Genomic DNA, 19,640 nt, shown 5'->3' with positions numbered 1-19,640 from the left:
TTCAAGCATAGCAGGAGCAAAGAGGGGATTATGCCAGCCAGGCCTTGATTTTGGCTTCAATGCCTGCGGCGTCGAGCCCCAGTTCCGCGCGGGCTTCTTCCTGCGTTCCTTGCGGGATAAAGAAATCCGGAAGACCGATATTCAGCACAGGTACAGGTTTACGATGGGCCATTAGCACTTCGTTTACGCCGCTGCCAGCGCCGCCCATAATGGCGTTTTCTTCCAGCGTCACCAGCGCGTCATGCTGCGCGGCCATCTCCAGAATTAACGTGTCGTCCAGCGGTTTAACAAAGCGCATGTCGACCAGCGTGGCGTTCAGCGCTTCGGCGACTTTCGCCGCCTCAGGCATTAAGGTGCCAAAGTTCAGAATCGCCAGTTTTTCGCCATGACGCTTCACAAGGCCTTTACCAATAGGCAGTTTTTCCAGCGGGGTTAGCGCCACGCCCTGCGCATTACCGCGTGGATAACGTACTGCCGTCGGGCCGTCGTTATAGTGATACCCGGTAAATAACATCTGGCGACATTCGTTTTCGTCGCTTGGCGTCATGATCACCATATCCGGGATGCAGCGCAGATAGGAGAGATCGAACGCGCCCTGGTGTGTTTGTCCATCCGCGCCAACGATACCGGCGCGATCGATGGCGAACATGACCGGCAGTTTCTGGATAGCGACGTCATGGATGACCTGATCGTAGGCGCGTTGCAGGAAAGTAGAGTAGATCGCCACGACGGGCTTATAGCCGCCAATCGCCAGACCTGCGGCGAAGGTGACGGCATGCTGCTCGGCGATGGCGACGTCAAAATAGCGATCCGGGAATTTACGTGAAAATTCCACCATGCCGGAACCTTCGCGCATTGCCGGGGTGATCGCCATCAGCTTGCTGTCTTTGGCGGCGGTTTCACACAGCCAGTCACCGAAGATTTTTGAATAACCGGGCAGGCCGCCGCTGCTTTTCGGCAAACATCCGCTGGAAGGATCAAATTTAGGCACCGCATGGAAAGTGATCGGATCTTTTTCCGCGGGCTCATAGCCGCGGCCTTTCTTGGTCATGATATGCAGGAACTGCGGGCCTTTCAGGTCGCGCATGTTCTTCAATGTGCTGATAAGCCCCATGACATCGTGACCATCGACCGGCCCGATGTAGTTAAAGCCCAGCTCTTCGAACAGTGTGCCCGGCACAACCATGCCTTTAATATGTTCTTCGGTACGCTTGAGCAGTTCTTTAATTGGCGGTACGCCGGAGAAGACCTTTTTTCCGCCTTCGCGCAGAGAAGAGTAAAGCTTACCGGAAAGTAGCTGCGCCAGATGGTTGTTGAGCGCGCCGACGTTTTCCGAAATCGACATTTCATTGTCGTTCAGAATGACCAGCATGTCGGGCCGGATATCGCCTGCGTGATTCATTGCTTCAAACGCCATACCGGCGGTGATGGCGCCGTCGCCAATCACACAGACGGTGCGGCGATCTTTGCCTTCTTTCTCCGCCGCCACGGCAATACCGATACCGGCGCTGATGGAGGTGGAGGAATGCCCAACGCTCAGCACATCGTATTCACTTTCTCCGCGCCACGGGAACGGATGCAGACCGCCTTTCTGGCGAATGGTGCCGATTTTGTCGCGACGACCGGTAAGGATTTTATGTGGATAAGCCTGGTGTCCAACATCCCAGATTAGCTGGTCAAACGGGGTGTTGTAGACATAATGCAGCGCCACGGTAAGTTCTACCGTGCCCAGCCCGGAAGCGAAGTGCCCGCTGGAACGGCTTACGCTGTCGAGTAAGTAGCGGCGTAGCTCGTCGCAGAGTTTCGGCAGACTCTCTTTCGGTAACAGTCGTAACTCCTGGGTGGAGTCGACCAATGCCAGGGTAGGGTATTTGGCTATATCAAAACTCATCGCAAGCTCATTGGATATGGGGTTTATTTATCACGCTGGATTATGTAGTTCGCTAGCGCTTCCAGTGCCGAGGTGTCCAGTGATTGCGCGGCCAGCTGATGTAACGACTGACGGGCGTCCTCTATCAGGTCCCGGGCTTTATTCCGGGCTTGCTCAAGACCCAGAAGTGCAGGGTAGGTACTTTTGCCAAGCTGCTGGTCTGCGCCCTGACGTTTACCTAACGTTGCAGTATCGCCCACCACATCCAGAATGTCATCCTGAACCTGGAAGGCAAGGCCGATACTCTCTGCATAGCGGTCAAGTATCGGCAGAGTATTCCGTCCTTTATCGCCCGCGCTCAATGCGCCAAGTCTAACGGCGGCGCGAATGAGCGCGCCGGTCTTATGGCGATGAATGCGTTCCAGCGCGTCCAGAGTGATCCGCTGGCCTTCTGCCGCCAGATCCAATGCCTGACCGCCGCACATACCGGCGATACCGCTGGCGTTCGCCAGTTCGGCGATCATCGCGATACGATCGCGATCGGCGACTTCCGGCATCGGCGCGTCGCTGATAATGGCAAACGCCAGCGTCTGCAACGCGTCTCCCGCCAGGATTGCGTTGGCTTCGCCAAATTTAATATGGCAAGTCGGCAGGCCGCGACGCAAATCGTCATCGTCCATTGCTGGCAGGTCGTCATGGATCAGCGAATAGGCATGAATGCATTCGACCGCCGCAGCTGGCGCATCCAGCGTTGCCGTACTGACGCCAAACATTTGACCGGTGGCGTAAACCAGAAATGGCCGCAGGCGTTTACCGCCTAATAATGCGCCATACTGCATGGCTTCGACCACGGGAGTGTTCTGAAAGGGCAGTGGCGCGATAAAACGGCTCAGCGCCTGATTCGCTTGCGTTACGCAAGCCTGTAGCTGCTGCGTAAAGTCCATTTACTCATTATCCGCGATAAAAGGCTCAGGTGAAGCCTCTTCATTATCAGACAGCAAAATTTGCACGCGCTGTTCCGCCTGCTGCAGTTTTGCCTGCCCCTGACGCGCCAGTTGTACGCCGCGCTCGAATTCATTCAGCGCGTCTTCCAGCGGCAAATCGCCGCTTTCCAGGCGGGTAACAATATGTTCCAGCTCGCTCAGCGCAGTTTCAAAGCTGGCGGGCGCCTCATTTTTCTTCGGCATGATGACTGTTTGACTCTCTGTAATGGCAGTACAAGTCTATGGTAACGGACTCACACTGATAAGCAAATAACGCGCAATGGTAAGGGGAAATGCGCAAGATGTCCGTGATAGTGATATACTTCCGCGCCTGGATGCAGCCGTAGGTATGGGCTGCTGTACTATTTCTCCACGACAAGCCTTAGATAGCTTGCTAAAGAACCATTGCCGCCATGAAGTTTATCATTAAATTGTTCCCGGAAATCACTATCAAAAGCCAATCTGTGCGTTTGCGCTTTATAAAAATTTTAACCGGGAACATCCGTAACGTTTTAAAGCACTACGATGAGACCCTCGCGGTTGTCCGTCACTGGGATAACATTGAAGTTCGCGCCAAAGATGAAAACCAGCGTCTGGCGATTCGCGACGCGCTGACCCGCATTCCGGGGATCCACCATATTCTTGAAGTCGAAGATGTGCCGTTCACCGATATGCACGACATTTTCGAGAAAGCGTTGGCGCAGTATCGCGAGCAGCTTGAAGGCAAAACCTTCTGCGTGCGCGTAAAACGTCGCGGTAAGCATGAGTTTAGTTCCATTGAGGTGGAGCGCTATGTCGGCGGCGGATTAAATCAGCATATTGAATCGGCGCGCGTGAAGCTCACTAACCCGGATGTGACGGTGCATCTGGAAGTGGAAGATGATCGCCTGCTGCTGATCAAAGGGCGTTATGAAGGTATTGGCGGTTTCCCGATTGGCACCCAGGAAGATGTGCTATCGCTGATCTCCGGCGGTTTTGACTCCGGCGTCTCCAGCTATATGCTGATGCGTCGCGGCTGCCGCGTACACTACTGCTTCTTTAACCTCGGCGGCGCGGCGCATGAAATCGGCGTTCGCCAGGTGGCGCATTACCTGTGGAACCGCTTTGGCAGCTCCCATCGCGTGCGTTTTGTAGCGATTAACTTCGAACCGGTGGTCGGCGAGATTCTGGAGAAAGTTGACGACGGCCAGATGGGCGTGGTGCTCAAACGTATGATGGTACGCGCGGCGTCGAAAGTGGCGGAACGTTACGGCGTACAGGCGCTGGTGACCGGCGAAGCGCTGGGCCAGGTGTCCAGCCAGACGCTAACCAACTTGCGCTTGATCGATAACGTGTCTGACACGCTGATCCTGCGCCCGCTGATCTCTTACGATAAAGAGCACATTATCAACCTGGCGCGCCAGATTGGTACGGAAGATTTTGCCCGTACGATGCCGGAATACTGTGGCGTGATTTCAAAAAGTCCGACGGTGAAAGCCATTAAAGCGAAAATTGAAGCCGAAGAAGAAAATTTCGACTTCAGTATTCTCGATAAGGTGGTAGAAGAAGCGAGCAACGTCGATATTCGTGAAATCGCCCAGCAGACCCAGCAGGAGGTGGTGGAAGTAGAAACCGTGAGCGGTTTTGGCGCCAACGATGTGATTCTGGATATCCGTTCTGTCGATGAGCAGGATGACAAGCCGCTGAAAGTGGAAGGCGTCGACGTCGTTTCGCTGCCTTTCTACAAGCTGAGCACTAAATTTGGCGATCTCGATCAGAGCAAAACCTGGCTGCTATGGTGCGAACGCGGCGTAATGAGTCGCCTGCAGGCGCTCTATCTGCGCGAGCAGGGGTTTGCCAATGTGAAGGTGTATCGCCCGTAATTCCTTTGCCGGGTGGCGGCTATGTCCTCCCGGCCTACCGTTTTATTTCTGCCCCAACCGTTTTGCAATGCGCTCCAGCTTCATCATCAGCAGCAGCGTAATGGCCACCAGCACAATGGTCAGCGCCGCGCCGTCGGCGATATTTCCACGGTCGGTCAGGCTAAAGATAGCCACCGGCAGCGTCGTCCAGCCCGGCGGATAAATCATCATTGTCGCGCCCAACTCCCCCATGGAGAGCGATAAACTCAGCGCCAGCGCTGACACCATCCACGGCATCAATAACGGCAACGTCACGTGACGCAGACGATACCAGGGCGATGCCCCCAGACTCGACGCGACGTTTTCAATATCGGCGGAAATTCGCGCCAGTCCGGTCGACACGTTACTGAAGGTAAAGGCGGAAATCAGCACAAAGTGCGCTGTCAGCACAATCCATAGGGTGCCGTTCATTTGCAATGGCCCCTGGCTGAAAGCAACCAGAATGCCCAGGCCCACGGACACTGACGGAATCGCACTCGGCAGATAGAACACCATACTTAACCATTTCTGCGTTTTCACCCCATATTGACGCAGCGCCAGCGCCGCCCAAACGCCGCAAAGCAGCGCAAACAGGCTGGCGCAAAAGCCAATCGTGAGGCTGGCAAGTAGGGCATCCCATGCCGCACCGTGCAGAGCGTTAACAAAGTGGTTCAGCGTGAAGCCACTCGGCAGAATACCGTTCCACTGCTGGCTAAGGCTGGACATCAGAATCACCGCCAGCGGCAGGAAAAAGAACACGATAAACAGTACGCTAGCCACAACGCCCGCCGCTGCGCGTCCTTTAGGTGACCAAATTAGCATGGCTAGCTCCTTACGCCGGTACGCGATGCCGCCAGGCGATAGAGGGAGAACAGCCCCAGCGACAAGACAATGTTAATCAACGCAATCATGCAGGCGACCGTATAGTCGGACTCCAGAATCGCTTTGCTGTAAACCATCATCGGCAGGGTGTTAACCCCTTTCGCGCCAATAAACAGTACGATGCCAAACTCGTTAGTGGTCAACAGCAGGCACAGGCTGCCACCAGCCATCAGCGCCGGTAGCGCCGCCGGGAAAATCACCTGCCCAATCACCCGTAACGGGTGCGCCCCCAGAATGCTGGCTGCTTCTAGCTGGCTTTTATCAATTTGCCGCAGCGCGGCCATCAGTGGCCGCATCACCAGCGGAGTGAACACCGTGATCTCCGCCAGAATGACGCCCTGCATCGAGTAGAGAAAATCCACCGGCGGTAGCTCAAAGGCAAACAGGCTCATCAGCGTACCGTTGAGCAGACCCGCTGACCCATAAATAAAGGTGAACGCCAGCGTAATCAGGAAGGTCGGCAGCGCAATAAAAGTATCGACGACCCGACCAATCAACTCGCTGCCGGGGAAAGGAATAAACACCAGAATCAGCGACATCACGCTGCCCAGCAGCAGGCAACCGGCGGTGGCGAAAAAGGCGATTTGCAACGTGTTCAGTAACGCGCCGACAAAGCGTTTCGAGTCGACCACCTGGCGGAAGGTCTCGAGCCCGATCTCGCCATTGGCACCGCGTAGCGCCTGTTCAACGATGAGCGACAGAGGCCAGAAAAACAGCGTCGCCAGCACCAGCAACGGGAGCAGCAGCCACAGCAGCGGGCGTAGGTTAAGCGCCGGTTTTTCCAGTGGTAAAATGAGTGGCATGGTTATACCTCAATCAGGACCGCATCATCCGGTTCGAACCACAGCGCCAGCTTGTCGCCCACGCGCGGCAGCGGATTGACATGCGTCAACACCATTCGCACCGTTTCGCCAGCAACGTCACACAACAGATGGGTTAAATCGCCCTGCCAGTGCACCGATTGCAGTGTGGCGTTGAAGCGGTTGCTGTAGGCCGAACGCGGCGTCAGGCTGAGGTGCTGAGGACGAATGCACAGCAGTTTGTTGTAACCGTGGTGGCTGCCCCGGCTGAACGCGCGAATCACCGCACCGCCGCAGCTGACGTCCACCAGCCCCGGAACCTCCGTTATCCCCAGCGCGATGGCGGAGAGAATATTGGCGCGACCTAAGAATTCGGCGGCAAAACGATTGGGCGGATGCTGATATAGCGCGCGGGTTTCGCCGTGAGCAATCAGTGAGCCATCCTTCATAATGCCGATTTTATCGGCCAGGGTGAGCGCTTCCGTTTGATCGTGGGTGACGTAGAGAATAGTGAGTTCCGGCAGCTCACGGTGAAGACGGGCGATTTCTTCCACCATATTATGACGAATCTGTGCGTCCAGCGCTGACAGTGGTTCATCCAGCAACAGCACGCGCGGGCGCACGGCAATCGCGCGGGCGATGGCCACGCGTTGCTGCTGGCCGCCGGAAAGTTGATGCGGATAACGGGCGGCGTAATCACTCATGCCAACCGTTTTCAGCGCCTGCGTTACACGCTCATTAATTAGCGCCTTTGGCTGCTTCTGCGCACGCAGGCCAAAAGCGACGTTGTCTTCCACTTTCAGATGCGGGAACAAGGCGTAGTTCTGCACCACCATCGCCAACCCGCGTTTATAGGGTGGCAGATGGGTGACGTCCGTATCGCCAATCAGAATACGACCGCCTGCAGGCTGCACAAAGCCTGCAACCGCACGCAGCACCGTCGTTTTTCCAGATCCTGATGGGCCAATCAGCGCCAGCACTTCGCCAGGTTCAATCGTCAAAGAGAGCGGTTTAAGCACCACGTTGCCGTGATACGCAACGCGCAGCGAGTCGAGGACTATCCCCGATGTCCCCTGCGATGCAGGGGCGTGAACGGCGGTCGTTTTCATCAGCATCAGGCTTACTCGCTTTCGGTCACTTTGTGCCAACGGCTAATATCTGCCGACAGCGAAACGGCTACGTCATCCCAATTTGGCTGCCAGCTCTGCACGCCTTCTAACGCGGCAGTGGCGGCCTTGTAATGTTCGTCGCTCGGCGTCACGTCGCTGCGTACCGGCATTCCCCAGGAGAGTTCGCTGACGCGAGTCTGCGCTTCTTTACTCAGCAGGAAGTTAATCAGCTTTTTACCATTTTCACTCTGCGGCGCCCCCTGGACCAGGCCAATGACATAAGGGATGGCCAGCGCGCTGCGCTCGCCTTTGTCGTTGGCCGGCCAGAAGATTTTCACGTTCGGGTTACGTTCCATCTGCGCGAGGTTCATTTGCAGGTCGCCGTTAGCGACGTAGATTTCACCTTTATTAACCAGCGCGGTTAGCTTGCCGGTAGAGGCAGATGGCCCGACGTTATTGGCCTGCAGCTTGCCGAGATACGCAAAACCGGCATCTTTACTGCCGAAGCTGTGGAAAGCCTGCAGCATCACCGCCGTGCCGTCAGCGGCCTGACCTGGCGTGGAATACTGGAGTTTATTTTTGAATTTACCGTCAAGCAGATCCTGCCAGCTCGCCGGGGCAGTTTTCAGCAGCTTGCTGTTGTAGATAAAGCTCAGATAATTCTTTACCAGCGGCGAATAAAGGTTGTTGGCATCGGGGATAGCCGATGCGGCGTCGGTGTTAAAGTTCGCCAGCAGCTTTTCGGCGGCGGCGCGCTGAATGAATGGCGGCGCGGTTACCAGCACGTCGGCTTGTGGATTCGTACGCTCTTTTGCCAGACGTTCCACTACCACGCCACCACCGCCTTCAACATAGCGTACGGTAATGCCGGTCGCTTTAGTGAATGCGTCAAACTGCACCTGGTACCAGCTGTTATCGCCATCGTGCAGCCCGTCGATGGAGTACACCGTGACCACTGATTCCGCCCATGACGGGGCGCTGGCGAGAGCGAAGACAGACAGCAGAGCAAGTCGGGAAAGTTTCATCGTAATAGCCTCATAGCGTACGTTGCATTTTCTGGCCTATACCAGGTTTGCTTTTTACGCTAAACGGCTTATATGACAAAACGATGAAAGAGAAATAAATCAGTCCACGCTGGATGATGCTGCGCTTATCCGGATAGCCGTGAGACGATACGATTGACAGGCCGGATAAGGCAGCCAACATCCGCGCACCCGCTAGTGGGTATCTACCTCAATACGCAGGCTGTCGTGACGCCAGTATTCGATATCCAGATCCAGCACTCGCCCGTGTTGATCGTAGTTCAGACGGCGCAGCAACAGCGCCGGGCGTCCTTCCATAACTCCCAGCGCCTGTGCGGCCTGCGCAGGCATGGCGGTGGGGTAGAACGACAGATGCATGCTGGTATAGACGAGGTTGTAGTGCGACCCGTATACCTCGGTCAGGCTGCCGTTGAGATCGTACTGCAGCAGCTCAGGCACGCGGGCGGGCAAACAATGGTTTTCGCAGTAGCACACGGCGCGGCCATCGGCGTAACGCAGACGGGTCAGCAGATAGATTTGATCAAACGGCTGGAGCTGGAGGGGCTCCATGACCTCGACAGGCACTGTGGTTAACACGCCGCTCAGTAGCGCGGTTTTTGGCTCCCGCCCCTGCTCGCGGCAAAGCTTATGGAAGTTGGTGTTCTGGGTCGGATCCAGCCACAGGCGTTCCGGCGTAACGAACCAACCGCGACGATCGGCGCGCCAGATAAGCCCACTGGACTCCAGCTGCGCCAGGCTTTCGCGAACAGTAATGCGCGTGGTGTTGAAGATCGCGCACAGTTCGCGTTCAGACGGCAGTTTATCACCGCTTTTCAACGCACCGCTCTGAATACGCGCCTGAAGCTGCGCCTTGATCAACAGGTACTGCGGGATATCGCCCGGGATAGATTTCATGCTTACTCGCTTCCGTTTTGCCTGCCGCCATTATACAAGCAGAGATGAATTTTTTGTTGCAGCGCGATTTTCTCTTTGACCCGTCGCGGCAAAGATCGTCATGATAAATGCAATCTGGTATAGACCAAAAGGTAAATAACATGACTTCGCGTAACTATCTGCTGCTGACTCCTGGCCCGCTCACCACCTCTCGTACCGTGAAAGAAGCGATGTTGTTCGATAGCTGTACCTGGGATGATGATTACAATATCGGCGTGGTGGAACAGATCCGCCAGCAGCTGACCGCACTGGCAACGGCCTCCGAAGGCTACACCTCCGTACTGCTGCAAGGCAGCGGCAGCTATGCTGTGGAAGCCGTACTGGGCAGCGCATTGGGGCCGCAGGATAAGGTGCTGATCGTCAGCAACGGTGCATACGGCGCACGAATGGTCGAGATGGCCGGCCTTATGGGTATCGCCCATCACGCTTACGACTGCGGCGAAGTTGCGCGCCCGGACGTGCAGGCGATCGACGCGATCCTCAACGCCGACCCGACGATCAGCCATATCGCCATGGTGCATAGCGAAACGACCACCGGGATGCTCAACCCCATTGATGAGGTGGGCGCTTTGGCGCAGCGCTATGGCAAAACCTACATCGTTGACGCCATGAGCAGCTTCGGCGGCATCCCCATGGATATTGCAACATTACACATCGACTATCTGATCAGCTCCGCCAATAAATGCATTCAGGGCGTGCCGGGTTTTGCCTTCGTGATTGCCCGCGAGCAAAAACTGGCCGCGTGCAAAGGGCGTTCCCGCTCGCTGTCGTTAGATCTCTACGCCCAGTGGCGCTGCATGGAGGATAACCACGGCAAATGGCGTTTTACTTCGCCCACTCATACCGTCCTGGCGTTTGCCCAGGCGCTGAAAGAGCTGGCGGAAGAAGGTGGCGTGGCGGCACGTCATCAACGCTATCAGCAAAATCAGCGCAGCCTGGTGGCCGGAATGCGGGCGCTGGGCTTTAACACGCTGCTGGATGACGAACTTCATTCGCCCATTATCACCGCCTTTTATTCACCGGAAGACCCGCAGTATCGCTTTAGCGAATTTTATCGCCGCCTTAAAGAGCAGGGCTTTGTTATCTATCCAGGCAAAGTGTCGCAAAGCGACTGCTTTCGCATCGGCAACATTGGCGAAGTATATGCCGCCGATATCACGGCCCTGCTGACCGCCATTCGTACCGCCATGTACTGGACGAAATAAGGAACCATGATGAACCGTATTCACGCTGTTATTCTCGACTGGGCGGGCACCACCGTCGATTTTGGCTCCTTCGCGCCGACGCAAATTTTCGTCGAGGCGTTCCGTCAGGCATTTGATGTGGAGATCACCCTCGCCGAAGCACGCGTGCCAATGGGGCTGGGTAAATGGCAACACATTGAAGCGCTGGGAAAATTACCTGCTGTTGACGCGCGCTGGCAGGCAAAGTTTGGCCGCTCCATGAGCGCAGCAGATATTGATGCCATCTATTCCGCCTTCATGCCGTTACAGATTGCTAAAGTTGTCGATTTTTCTTCTCCTATTGCCGGAGTTATCGACACGATCGCGGCGCTACGAGCCGAGGGCATTAAGATAGGCTCCTGCTCCGGTTACCCACGAGCGGTGATGGAGCGTCTGGTCCCCGCCGCCGCCGGGCATGGCTATTGTCCGGATCATTGGGTGGCAACGGACGACCTGGCCGCGGGTGGTCGCCCGGGGCCGTGGATGGCGCTGCAAAACGTGATTGCGCTGGGCATTGATGCGGTCGCGCACTGTGTGAAGGTAGATGATGCCGCGCCGGGCATTAGCGAGGGGCTTAACGCGGGGATGTGGACGGTGGGGCTGGCGGTATCGGGTAACGAATTCGGCGCAACATGGGACGCCTATCAGACAATGTCGAAAGAGGACGTTGCGGTCCGCCGTGAGCACGCGGCCAGCAAGCTGTACGCCGCCGGGGCGCATTACGTGGTGGATTCACTGGCGGATTTACCTGAGGTGATTGCGCATATTAATGCGCGTCTGGCGCAGGGCGAACGCCCGTAAAATAACTGCCGGATGGCGCTGCCGCTTATCCGGCCTACAGACTGTACCGTTTTGTAGGCCGGATAAGGTGTTTACGCCGCCATCCGGCAATCATTCTTACTCGTAGTAGTTATAAATCCCCGCCGCCATCACCAGTTGCGAAGCCACTTCATGCGCTTTTTCACGACCAGCCAACAGGTCGATGATTTTCAAACCAAAATCGATAGCGGTACCCGGTCCCTGGCTGGTTAATAATTTTACCCGCGCATCCCACACCACACGCTTATCCTGCCACTGTTCGGCGGGGATCTTATCTTTCAGCGCCGGAAAACCGGTCATATTGCCGATAGGGAAGATATCGTGCGGCACGAGCACTGTGGCGGCTGCGGCGCAAATGGCTGCGACAATGCGCCCGGAGCGGTGAAACTGTTTTACGGTTTCGACCAGCAGCGGGCTGTCGCGAAAGCACTCGGCGCCTTTAATTCCGCCGGGCAACACGATGATGTCATAATCGCCGTCGGCAACTTCAACCAGCGGCGCATCCGCCAGTAGCTTTACACCGCGCGAGCAGACAATCGTCAGGTTGCCATCGCTGGCGACGCTGGCGGTAGTGACGTGGATTCCGCCGCGAACCAGCAGATCGATAGTGGTGACCGCTTCGGTCTCTTCACTACCAGGGGCGAGGCATACCAGTGCCTGAGCGCTCATACTCACTCTCCTTTCGCTTTACCATTTCAAACAGGCGGCTATTTTCCGGAACGGCGAGACCGTGCACGCGGGCGCGCTTGAGTAAATAACCGGTGATGTAGTCAATTTCGGTATGGCGCATGGCACGCACGTCCTGCAACATGGATGAGATGTTTTCTGCCGTACTGTCAATCACTTGCTCAACATAATAGCGTAAATCGTCTGCCGATGTGTGGTAGCCTTCACGTTCAATCACGGCGGCGACCTCTTCGCAAATTGCGTTGATTTCATCAGGATGATGGCGCAGCTCGCCGTTCGGGCAGTTCCAAAGCGCGGTGAGCGGGTTGATAACACAGTTGACCGCCAGTTTGCGCCACATCTCTGCGCGGATATTGTTATGCCAGGCGACATCGGGCAGTACCCCCTGCAGGATATCGGCGAGATAACTGTAATCGCCGTCTTGCTCGCGCGCCGGGCCAATATGCGTAGTACCGTTAGCGACATGAATAATGATATTACCGTCGCGGCGCGCAGCATGGGTGATAGTCCCCATCAACATCGGCTGTTGGATATTTTGCAGCTCTTCTATGGTTCCCATTCCATTATGAATGAGCAGGATAGGCGACGTCACCGGTAGGGTTGACGCCAGGGTTCGTACTGCGTCGGAAACCTGCCACGCTTTCAGCGTGACTAATAACAGTTCGCTCTTCGCCAAAAAATCCGGATCGTTTGCCGTCAGTGATTCGTTGAAAAAGGAACCATCGGTATCGATCAGATTTACGCTGCAATAAGGTTGTGGCACCCGTAGCCAGCCCTGTACGTCATGTCCGTGTTTGCACAGTGCCGAAAGCCAAAGTTGTCCTAAGGCTCCGCATCCCAGTACAGTAATTTTCATTGTTCCTCCTCACCTGCAACAGCGCCAGGTGTTATGGCGCTAATTATAGCGTCATCAGCTAAGCTTCTCGTTAAGCCTCGTTGCAGGTATTATGCAACGCAACGAAAATGAAGGGAGAAGAAAAGATGCCATCTTTCGATATTGTTTCTGAAGTTGATCTGCAGGAAGCGCGTAACGGTGTGGATAACGCGGTTCGCGAGGTTGAGTCTCGTTTTGACTTCCGTGGCGTAGAGGCGACTATTGAACTGAACGATGCCAATAAAACCATCAAGGTGCTGAGCGAGTCCGATTTCCAGGTCAATCAGTTGCTCGATATTCTGCGCGCCAAGCTGCTTAAACGCGGTATTGAAGGCGCTTCGCTGGATGTACCGGACGAGTTCGTGCATAGCGGTAAAACCTGGTATGTGGAAGCGAAGCTGAAGCAGGGCATTGAAAGCGCCGTGCAGAAGAAAATCGTCAAGCTGATTAAAGACAGCAAACTGAAGGTGCAGGCGCAAATTCAGGGGGAAGAGATTCGCGTGACGGGCAAATCACGTGACGATCTGCAATCGGTAATGGCGCTGGTTCGCGGCGGCGATTTGGGCCAGCCGTTCCAGTTCAAAAACTTCCGCGATTAAGTTGTTATGCCGGATAGAGCCTCGCCGCCATCCGGCAATGCAGTATTCATCCTTTGCTGATAAGCTGTTCAACTTCAAAGCGATTGGTCACTTTGCTGTCGATTTTGACGTAAGCGGAATGCTCTTCCGCCACGATCAGCGCTTCGCTTACGCCTTTCATTGCCAACAGTCGCTGTTTTAGCCTGTCGTCAGCAACAATATCCGCTGGAATTTCCACGCGCAGGCTGCTGACATAGGGCGGCTCTTTCATGGTACTTGCCACCGCCAGCCATACCATCGCCAGTACGGCCCCGGCAAGGAAAACGGTTTGCCCATCAAACGTGCCGTCTATCCAGCCGCCCAGCGAGCCGCCAAGCGCCACGCCAAGAAACTGACTGGTAGAATAGACGCCCATCGCCGTTCCTTTATACCCCGCGGGCGATTCTTTGCTAATCAGCGAAGGCAGCAGCGCCTCCATCAGATTAAAGGCGAGGAAAAAGAGTTGTACGCCAATCACCAGCTCCCAGAAATGTTGGCCCGCTCCCCACAACACGATTTCTGCGACGACAATGAGTCCCACGCAGAACAGGAATACCTGCTTCATCCGCCGTTTGACTTCAGCATAGATAATAAAAGGCACGACGGCGGCAAAGGCGATCACCATGGTTGCCAGATACACCTTCCAGTGTTCGGCGGCAGGGAAACCAGCATCGGCAAGCTGGCCGGGCAAGGCGACAAAGGTGGACATCAATAAAATATGCAGACACATAATGCCGAAATTGAGCTTGAGCAGCCTCGGCTCCGCCAGCACTTTACTGAAGCTGCCTTTGACCATCCCGGATTCGCGATTCAGCACATGGTTGGTACTGTTGGGAACCACCCAGATCGTCAGAAGAATGCCCAGGGTGGCGAGGGCGGCGATCATCCAGAACAACGCGTTCAATCCCAGACTATGGGTAACGATCGGCCCTAATACCATCGCAATCGCGAAGGTGATACCAAAGCTGACGCCGATAAACGCCATCGCTTTGGTACGGTTTTGCTCGCGGGTGAGGTCAGACAGGAGCGCCATGACGGCGGCGGCAATAGCGCCGGACCCTTGTAGCGCTCGCCCCAGAATAATGCCCCAGATTGAGTGGGAGAGCGCGGCAATGACGCTGCCCGCGACAAATACCGCCAGTCCGCCGACAATCAGCGGTTTGCGGCCAATGCGGTCGGACAGCAGCCCAAAGGGAATTTGAAAGATAGCCTGCGCCAGCCCGTAAATGCCGATCGCAATGCCGATTAATGCTTCGCTGGCGCCCTGTAGCGCCATACCGTATGTGGTCAGTACTGGTAGAACCATAAACATGCCCAGCATACGCAACGAAAAGACGGTCCCTAAACCCCATGTGGCGCGCAGCTCCCCTGGCGTCATTTTATAATCGTTCATTGCCACCTCTGTATAAAAGCTGGGAGTAGTGTAGTGCGGGGAGTGTGTCGGGTAAATAGAGGGTTAATTAGCAAATATTATGTTTTTGAAACAGTTGAGCTAAAAAAGAGATAAATTGTTAACACGATAGGGGCGATCGGGAGAGTCAGCATAGCCTTGTGCTCATTCATATTCCGATCTCCTTGAGCTGTAGTGGCTATCTGAGCCATCTCAGTATAGTGTAGCGGTTAGCCACGGCCTTCAGGCGGTGTGCGCTGTTGCTCCATGTTGCAATAGCAGAACTCGTCAAGCCAGACTGTCAGCGAACCGCGCTGCCTGAGAGTGGCTGGCCGGTGGGTGACTTTAAACTTTTGCTTTGCCATAGGAAGCCGATTCTGAAACGACTGCAATGATCAGATCCGCCCATCTTCTGAAAATTTGATTTATTCAACAACGCCGAGACTGATAGCAAACTTTCTGCGTGATGGCGCGCGTTTATCAGGCAGAAGGTTTGTCAGCAGTCGCATTTATTATATTATTCAAGGAGTGAATTCGTTATGGAAATTAAATATTTATCATTATGTATTTTGGCGGGTATTTTATTTGTTAGCCAGGTAAATGCATCAGAGAACAACGGTAAAGATGATGTAAAATATGCTGCGCTTACCCAGAAGGATCTTGATGCTTTGCCTGTGGAAAAAAGAGCTTCGGTTCTGGATGAACTGGGGTTTATCCATGAATACGGTATTGGTGTACCGATGAATCGCGAACGGGCGTTGCAGTATTACAAGCAGGCCTGTGAACTTGGCGGTAACTATGGTTGCTATAATGTGAAGTATGCTTATCAGTATGGCGACGGAGTGGCGAAAGATAGCGCTCAGGCCAATATGTATGCTAAGAAAATGAATCTGGATAATTTATTGATTGAGCAAGAGTATATCGATAAGTTTTCGCAAGAAATTTACACGGCAAAAGCATTGGCCGATACGGATAAATCGCAGCGGCCAGAATTTATTAATGCACTATTTAATCTTCTAAATAATAGGCCAGAGAGCGATGCGCTTTTTTTTAGTCGTATCGGATTTAATCAGGAAAAAACGTTCCGCCTTGCTACGCTATGGGTACAGGACGGCGATCCACAAATGGATTATCAACTGGGGTTACTCACCCTTAATGATTTCTCTGGTCATTATGTGGATGAGCCTTATAAGGCCAGGCCAGCCTCGTTGAAATGGTTTCGCGCCGCCGCGGAAAAAGGCGTCGTTGAGGCCCAATCTCTCTTGGGGGGTATTTATTCGGGGGGAGAGGGCGATGAGTGGGGGATTAAGCCAGACATTCAGGAAGCACAAAAATGGTATGGGCAGGCGGCTGAGCAGGGTGACAGCGATGCACAGATTGCGCTAGGTAAAATCTATTATTCTGGCGCAACAGGGCGCACTGATTACGCTAAAGCGCTGGCATTATTTACGCAGGTTGAAAATGATGGTACTAATTCGCGCTCAACGATGCCGTTGAGTTGGATGTATTATAACGGTTTAGGTACTGCACCTGATTGTGATAAAGCCTGGTCGTATTACAAGAAAGCATCTCGATATGTAGGTAAGAAGGTTGAGGAAAAAATATTTTTAAGTAAATGCGCAGCGGATATTCAGAGTCGAAAAAACAACGCGGATGCTTTACCCAAAGTAACCCTAAAAAAAGAGAGTATTTTCTCTCGCGGGATAACGGCTAAGCCGAAAGAATGCGCACTAATTTTTCAGATTGGCACAGATAAAATCCGTAACATGGCGAATTTGCATATTACGCTTGAGCTGAAAAATGATGATGGAGTGGCAACTGAGGAAACGTTAATGATTCCGCCATTCGGTTTGAATACTCTGGGGATAGATATGCAAAATCATGCTGTTGATCCTCTCGTTACCTCATACGATCTCCCTCTGTATACTCAAGATTTTTGTCACGGGATCGGCGATATCCATTTTACGCTGAAATCCGCTACGGCAACGATTAACGATAAGAATGTTGATTTGCTGAAAGCTGACAGTGTGCGCTTTTTAGATAAAAAATAAGGGAATGAAAAATGATAAAACGGAAATGGAATCTTTTGCTTCTGCTTGGGCTTTCTTTCGCATCGGTATGCCAGGCAGGTGATGATATTGACGCGTTGTATAGCCGTATTGCGCAGAAAGATGTTCAGGCGCTAAATGAGCTAAAGGCGTTAGCCAAAGATAATAACGCTCAAGCGCTGGCGGAGTTGGGGTTTATTTATGAGTACGGCGTTTCAGTATCTGTGGATATTCCGCAGGCAATAAAGTACTACGAACAGGCTTGTAATTTGGACGGTGATTATGGTTGCTTTAATGCGGCTTATTTCTATGAGTATGGCATCGGTACCCAAAAGGATATTACACAAGCGAAAACATTAGCAAAACAGCTTAGAGAAAAAATTAATTTATCCAATATCAATCTCGATAAAAAGGTGATTGAACGTATAATTGGGAGTGTTTATAGTAATAAACTTGAGGCATATCGAGACCTTTCATTTCGTCCTCATTTTATTCAAGGCTTAAGTTTCTATTTTTATGCCCCGCAATCAGATGAGCGAAAACTGCTGAGTCGAATAGGTTTTGACTCATCACATCTTGCGCGGATAGCGATACTCTGGGCGAGAGAGGGTGATCCTAAGGTCGCGTATCAGACGGCAAAACTGGTCTCTACTTTATATTTTAATAATGCAACGAAAACGATAGATATTGCTGAAGCCCTGAAATGGCTCCGAATTTCGGCCGAGAAGGGGGATGCCGACTCACAGACGCTGTTAGGTTTTCTTTATGAACACGCCGGATTGGGATTACAACCAGATGGAGAGAAAGCCCGGAAATGGTATGAAATGGCGGCGCAGCAAGGTAATGGAGAAGCATTGTATACGTTAGGTCGTGTGTACTATTCTGGCGTACTGGTTAACGTTGATTACGATAAAGCGCTGTATTTTTTTAAAAAAGCTTATGAGAAAGAATTACAGGCGGCCGCTGATTATTTAGCACAGATGTATTTTAATGGCCAGGGTGTTGATGTCGATTGCCAACAATCCTGGCACTATTACGATAACAGCTATATAAAAAAGATGACACAACGCGATTATCTTGATTATTGTGAAAAAGATCGAAAGAGTCGTAATGATTTTAGTCAGCAACTTCCTGAGTTAACATTAGAAAAATATGCGGGATTATTTGGCAGGATTGATAATATTCCACTGTGTCAGATTGGATTTGTTGTCAATACGAAAAAGTTAATTCATGTTGCGAACTTACATGTGGAATTGATATTAAAAAATGATGCTGGAGTTAGCGACGAAAGAGTGGTCGCTTTTCCTCCTTTGGGTCTCAATACTCTGGGTACTGAACAGGGTATGGGGGATTCTTTTAAGTCGATGGGATATCTCCTGATGAAAAACGGTGACTTATGTGATTACCATAAACTTACTTTCACCGTGAAGTCAGCGACGGCAACAATCAATGGTAAAAAAGTTGATTTACTGAAAACGGATAATTTACATATTATTCAGAATTGATAACTCGTGGGGTGTTACTGCCTGATGAAATGAATAAAAAAACCGCCGTTTTGCGACACAGCGGTTTTTTCAATAGCAACGCTTGTTACCAGACGTAAGTCAGCAGATTCTGCGAATTCGGCACCATAAAATCAACGGACATCATGATACTCAGCGCGGTAATCGCAATGATAGAGAAGCCGAACAGCTTGCGCGCCCAGACCTTATCATCTTCCACTTTGTAACCGCGTAGCGCCATGCCGAGCCACCAAACGCTGACCGCCGCGGCGACCACCAGGTATTTGTAACCGGCATAACCGCCCAACGTGAGCATTAGCGTTGCAACGGCAAACGCAATGATGTACAGCGTGATGTGGTTTTTAGCGACTGAGATTCCTTTTACCACCGGCAGAACCGGGATATTGGCCGCCTGATAGTCCTTAAAGCGGAAAATGGCGATGGCGTAAGAGTGCGGCATCTGCCAGAGGCTGAAAATAGCCAACAGGATCGCCGCGCCGCTGTCAAAGTCGCCCGTTACGGCGCAGTAGCCAATCACCGGCGGCGCTGCGCCGGAGAGAGAACCAATCAGCGTGCCGTAAACGGAGTGACGCTTCATGTACAAGCTGTACACGCCAACGTAGACCACGAAGCCCATCACCCCCAGCCAGCAGGCCAGAGGATTAGCGCCAAACCACAGCAGCATAAAGCCAGCAATACCCAGCAGGGTGGCGTATACCAGCGAGACGCCAGGAGAAATCAGGCCTTTGACCAGCACCCGATTCTTGGTCCTTTCCATCTTCCTGTCGATATCCCTGTCGATGTAGTTGTTAAATACACAACCCGACGCCACAACCAGTGACACCCCGACCAGCGTATAGATGAACAGGGGATAGTCAATGCTGCCCTTTGAGGCCAGCAGAAATCCCCCGATCACCGAGATCAGGTTGCCAAAGATGATGCCTGGTTTCGTTACTTGCAGGTATTGCTTAAACATCATA

Annotated in this window: 18 protein-coding genes and 1 pseudogene; 6 read left to right on the top strand and 13 right to left on the bottom strand. The window is 53.1% G+C overall.

Going from position 1 to position 19,640, the window contains the following annotated elements; all coding sequences use genetic code 11:
- Positions 1-28: 28 nt before the first annotated feature.
- The 3 genes from dxs to xseB are packed head-to-tail and all read right to left on the bottom strand — an operon-like array spanning position 29 to position 3,057.
- Complete coding sequence (dxs, locus tag QEN32_RS16420) at positions 29-1,891, bottom strand: 1-deoxy-D-xylulose-5-phosphate synthase (protein ID WP_000006777.1); 1,863 nt, start codon at positions 1,889-1,891, stop codon at positions 29-31.
- Between the two features lie 23 nt (positions 1,892-1,914).
- The gene (ispA, locus tag QEN32_RS16415; protein WP_000348074.1) at positions 1,915-2,814 is read right to left on the bottom strand and encodes a (2E,6E)-farnesyl diphosphate synthase; all 900 of its coding nucleotides are present in this window, start codon (positions 2,812-2,814) and stop codon (positions 1,915-1,917) included.
- On the bottom strand, positions 2,815-3,057 hold the full coding sequence (gene xseB, locus QEN32_RS16410) for an exodeoxyribonuclease VII small subunit (RefSeq protein ID WP_001124944.1): 243 nt from the start codon (positions 3,055-3,057) through the stop codon (positions 2,815-2,817).
- A 209-nt stretch (positions 3,058-3,266) separates the two neighbouring features.
- Here xseB and thiI point away from each other — a divergent pair, with 209 nt between their 5' ends.
- On the top strand, positions 3,267-4,715 hold the full coding sequence (thiI, locus tag QEN32_RS16405; RefSeq protein ID WP_000668655.1) for a tRNA uracil 4-sulfurtransferase ThiI: 1,449 nt from the start codon (positions 3,267-3,269) through the stop codon (positions 4,713-4,715).
- 42 nt (positions 4,716-4,757) lie between these two features.
- Here thiI and phnV read toward each other — a convergent pair whose 3' ends face one another.
- The 5 genes from phnV to phnR form a co-directional block, all read right to left on the bottom strand.
- Positions 4,758-5,555, bottom strand: coding sequence for a 2-aminoethylphosphonate ABC transport system, membrane component PhnV (gene phnV, locus QEN32_RS16400; RefSeq protein WP_000909793.1), 798 nt, complete (start codon positions 5,553-5,555; stop codon positions 4,758-4,760).
- 2 nt (positions 5,556-5,557) lie between these two features.
- On the bottom strand, positions 5,558-6,418 hold the full coding sequence (gene phnU / locus QEN32_RS16395) for a 2-aminoethylphosphonate ABC transporter permease subunit (RefSeq protein ID WP_001128373.1): 861 nt from the start codon (positions 6,416-6,418) through the stop codon (positions 5,558-5,560).
- Positions 6,419-6,420: 2 nt separating this feature from the next.
- Positions 6,421-7,530, bottom strand: a complete 1,110-nt coding sequence (gene phnT / locus QEN32_RS16390) for a 2-aminoethylphosphonate ABC transport system ATP-binding subunit PhnT (protein ID WP_020437364.1) — start codon at positions 7,528-7,530, stop codon at positions 6,421-6,423.
- A 5-nt stretch (positions 7,531-7,535) separates the two neighbouring features.
- Positions 7,536-8,549, bottom strand: coding sequence for a 2-aminoethylphosphonate ABC transporter substrate-binding protein (gene phnS / locus QEN32_RS16385; protein WP_000778008.1), 1,014 nt, complete (start codon positions 8,547-8,549; stop codon positions 7,536-7,538).
- Positions 8,550-8,741: 192 nt separating this feature from the next.
- Positions 8,742-9,461: a phosphonate utilization transcriptional regulator PhnR gene (gene phnR, locus QEN32_RS16380; protein ID WP_080203138.1), complete on the bottom strand. Its 720-nt coding sequence runs from the start codon at positions 9,459-9,461 to the stop codon at positions 8,742-8,744.
- A gap of 140 nt (positions 9,462-9,601) precedes the next feature.
- On the opposite strand from phnR, the gene phnW reads away from it, so the two are divergent.
- Both phnW and phnX read left to right on the top strand, forming a co-directional pair.
- Positions 9,602-10,705, top strand: coding sequence for a 2-aminoethylphosphonate--pyruvate transaminase (gene phnW, locus QEN32_RS16375; protein ID WP_080203139.1), 1,104 nt, complete (start codon positions 9,602-9,604; stop codon positions 10,703-10,705).
- Between the two features lie 9 nt (positions 10,706-10,714).
- Positions 10,715-11,524 (top strand): phosphonoacetaldehyde hydrolase, encoded by an 810-nt coding sequence (gene phnX, locus QEN32_RS16370; protein ID WP_080203140.1) that lies wholly within the window; start codon positions 10,715-10,717, stop codon positions 11,522-11,524.
- 96 nt (positions 11,525-11,620) lie between these two features.
- On the opposite strand, the gene yajL is transcribed toward phnX, so the two are convergent.
- Positions 11,621-12,211, bottom strand: coding sequence for a protein deglycase YajL (gene yajL, locus QEN32_RS16365; RefSeq protein ID WP_001275807.1), 591 nt, complete (start codon positions 12,209-12,211; stop codon positions 11,621-11,623).
- Positions 12,174-13,085, bottom strand: coding sequence for a 2-dehydropantoate 2-reductase (gene panE / locus QEN32_RS16360; RefSeq protein ID WP_000705814.1), 912 nt, complete (start codon positions 13,083-13,085; stop codon positions 12,174-12,176). The genes yajL and panE overlap by 38 nt, the downstream gene beginning before the upstream one ends.
- Before the next feature lie 125 nt (positions 13,086-13,210).
- Here panE and QEN32_RS16355 point away from each other — a divergent pair, with 125 nt between their 5' ends.
- A complete protein-coding gene (locus QEN32_RS16355; protein WP_001138913.1) occupies positions 13,211-13,702 on the top strand; it encodes a YajQ family cyclic di-GMP-binding protein in 492 nt (163 codons plus the stop codon).
- A gap of 46 nt (positions 13,703-13,748) precedes the next feature.
- On the opposite strand, the gene QEN32_RS16350 is transcribed toward QEN32_RS16355, so the two are convergent.
- Together QEN32_RS16350 and QEN32_RS16345 are read right to left on the bottom strand one after the other, a co-directional pair.
- Entirely contained in the window at positions 13,749-15,113 is a 1,365-nt protein-coding gene (locus QEN32_RS16350) for an MFS transporter (protein WP_001000938.1), read from the bottom strand.
- A 230-nt stretch (positions 15,114-15,343) separates the two neighbouring features.
- Positions 15,344-15,475, bottom strand: a pseudogene (locus QEN32_RS16345) (IS5/IS1182 family transposase); the annotation flags it as partial.
- Positions 15,476-15,649: 174 nt separating this feature from the next.
- On the opposite strand from QEN32_RS16345, the gene QEN32_RS16340 reads away from it, so the two are divergent.
- Positions 15,650-17,161 carry an SEL1-like repeat protein gene (locus tag QEN32_RS16340; protein ID WP_094897755.1) on the top strand — a complete coding sequence of 504 codons (1,512 nt, stop codon included), beginning with the start codon at positions 15,650-15,652 and terminating at the stop codon, positions 17,159-17,161.
- 11 nt (positions 17,162-17,172) lie between these two features.
- Positions 17,173-18,663, top strand: a complete 1,491-nt coding sequence (locus tag QEN32_RS16335) for a tetratricopeptide repeat protein (protein ID WP_023231317.1) — start codon at positions 17,173-17,175, stop codon at positions 18,661-18,663.
- 85 nt (positions 18,664-18,748) lie between these two features.
- Here QEN32_RS16335 and cyoE read toward each other — a convergent pair whose 3' ends face one another.
- A complete protein-coding gene (gene cyoE, locus QEN32_RS16330; protein ID WP_000971352.1) occupies positions 18,749-19,639 on the bottom strand; it encodes a heme o synthase in 891 nt (296 codons plus the stop codon).
- Between the last annotated feature and the right edge of the window lies 1 nt (position 19,640).

Source organism: Salmonella sp. SA14318, assembly GCF_029866905.1.
GTDB classification, from domain to species: Bacteria; Pseudomonadota; Gammaproteobacteria; order Enterobacterales; family Enterobacteriaceae; genus Salmonella; species Salmonella enterica.
Note: the sequence above shows the minus strand (reverse complement) of the source record. Positions and strands in the feature narration are given on the sequence as shown.

Excerpts from the sequence above, each read along its gene's own strand:
- dxs (WP_000006777.1), bottom strand. The coding sequence starts at position 1,891 with ATGAGTTTTGATATAGCCAAATACCCTACCCTGGCATTGGTCGACTCC.
- ispA (WP_000348074.1), bottom strand. The coding sequence starts at position 2,814 with ATGGACTTTACGCAGCAGCTACAGGCTTGCGTAACGCAAGCGAATCAG.
- xseB (WP_001124944.1), bottom strand. The coding sequence starts at position 3,057 with ATGCCGAAGAAAAATGAGGCGCCCGCCAGCTTTGAAACTGCGCTGAGC.
- thiI (WP_000668655.1), top strand. The coding sequence starts at position 3,267 with ATGAAGTTTATCATTAAATTGTTCCCGGAAATCACTATCAAAAGCCAA.
- phnV (WP_000909793.1), bottom strand. The coding sequence starts at position 5,555 with ATGCTAATTTGGTCACCTAAAGGACGCGCAGCGGCGGGCGTTGTGGCT.
- phnU (WP_001128373.1), bottom strand. The coding sequence starts at position 6,418 with ATGCCACTCATTTTACCACTGGAAAAACCGGCGCTTAACCTACGCCCG.
- phnT (WP_020437364.1), bottom strand. The coding sequence starts at position 7,530 with ATGCTGATGAAAACGACCGCCGTTCACGCCCCTGCATCGCAGGGGACA.
- phnS (WP_000778008.1), bottom strand. The coding sequence starts at position 8,549 with ATGAAACTTTCCCGACTTGCTCTGCTGTCTGTCTTCGCTCTCGCCAGC.
- phnR (WP_080203138.1), bottom strand. The coding sequence starts at position 9,461 with ATGAAATCTATCCCGGGCGATATCCCGCAGTACCTGTTGATCAAGGCG.
- phnW (WP_080203139.1), top strand. The coding sequence starts at position 9,602 with ATGACTTCGCGTAACTATCTGCTGCTGACTCCTGGCCCGCTCACCACC.
- phnX (WP_080203140.1), top strand. The coding sequence starts at position 10,715 with ATGAACCGTATTCACGCTGTTATTCTCGACTGGGCGGGCACCACCGTC.
- yajL (WP_001275807.1), bottom strand. The coding sequence starts at position 12,211 with ATGAGCGCTCAGGCACTGGTATGCCTCGCCCCTGGTAGTGAAGAGACC.
- panE (WP_000705814.1), bottom strand. The coding sequence starts at position 13,085 with ATGAAAATTACTGTACTGGGATGCGGAGCCTTAGGACAACTTTGGCTT.
- QEN32_RS16355 (WP_001138913.1), top strand. The coding sequence starts at position 13,211 with ATGCCATCTTTCGATATTGTTTCTGAAGTTGATCTGCAGGAAGCGCGT.
- QEN32_RS16350 (WP_001000938.1), bottom strand. The coding sequence starts at position 15,113 with ATGAACGATTATAAAATGACGCCAGGGGAGCTGCGCGCCACATGGGGT.
- QEN32_RS16340 (WP_094897755.1), top strand. The coding sequence starts at position 15,650 with ATGGAAATTAAATATTTATCATTATGTATTTTGGCGGGTATTTTATTT.
- QEN32_RS16335 (WP_023231317.1), top strand. The coding sequence starts at position 17,173 with ATGATAAAACGGAAATGGAATCTTTTGCTTCTGCTTGGGCTTTCTTTC.
- cyoE (WP_000971352.1), bottom strand. The coding sequence starts at position 19,639 with ATGATGTTTAAGCAATACCTGCAAGTAACGAAACCAGGCATCATCTTT.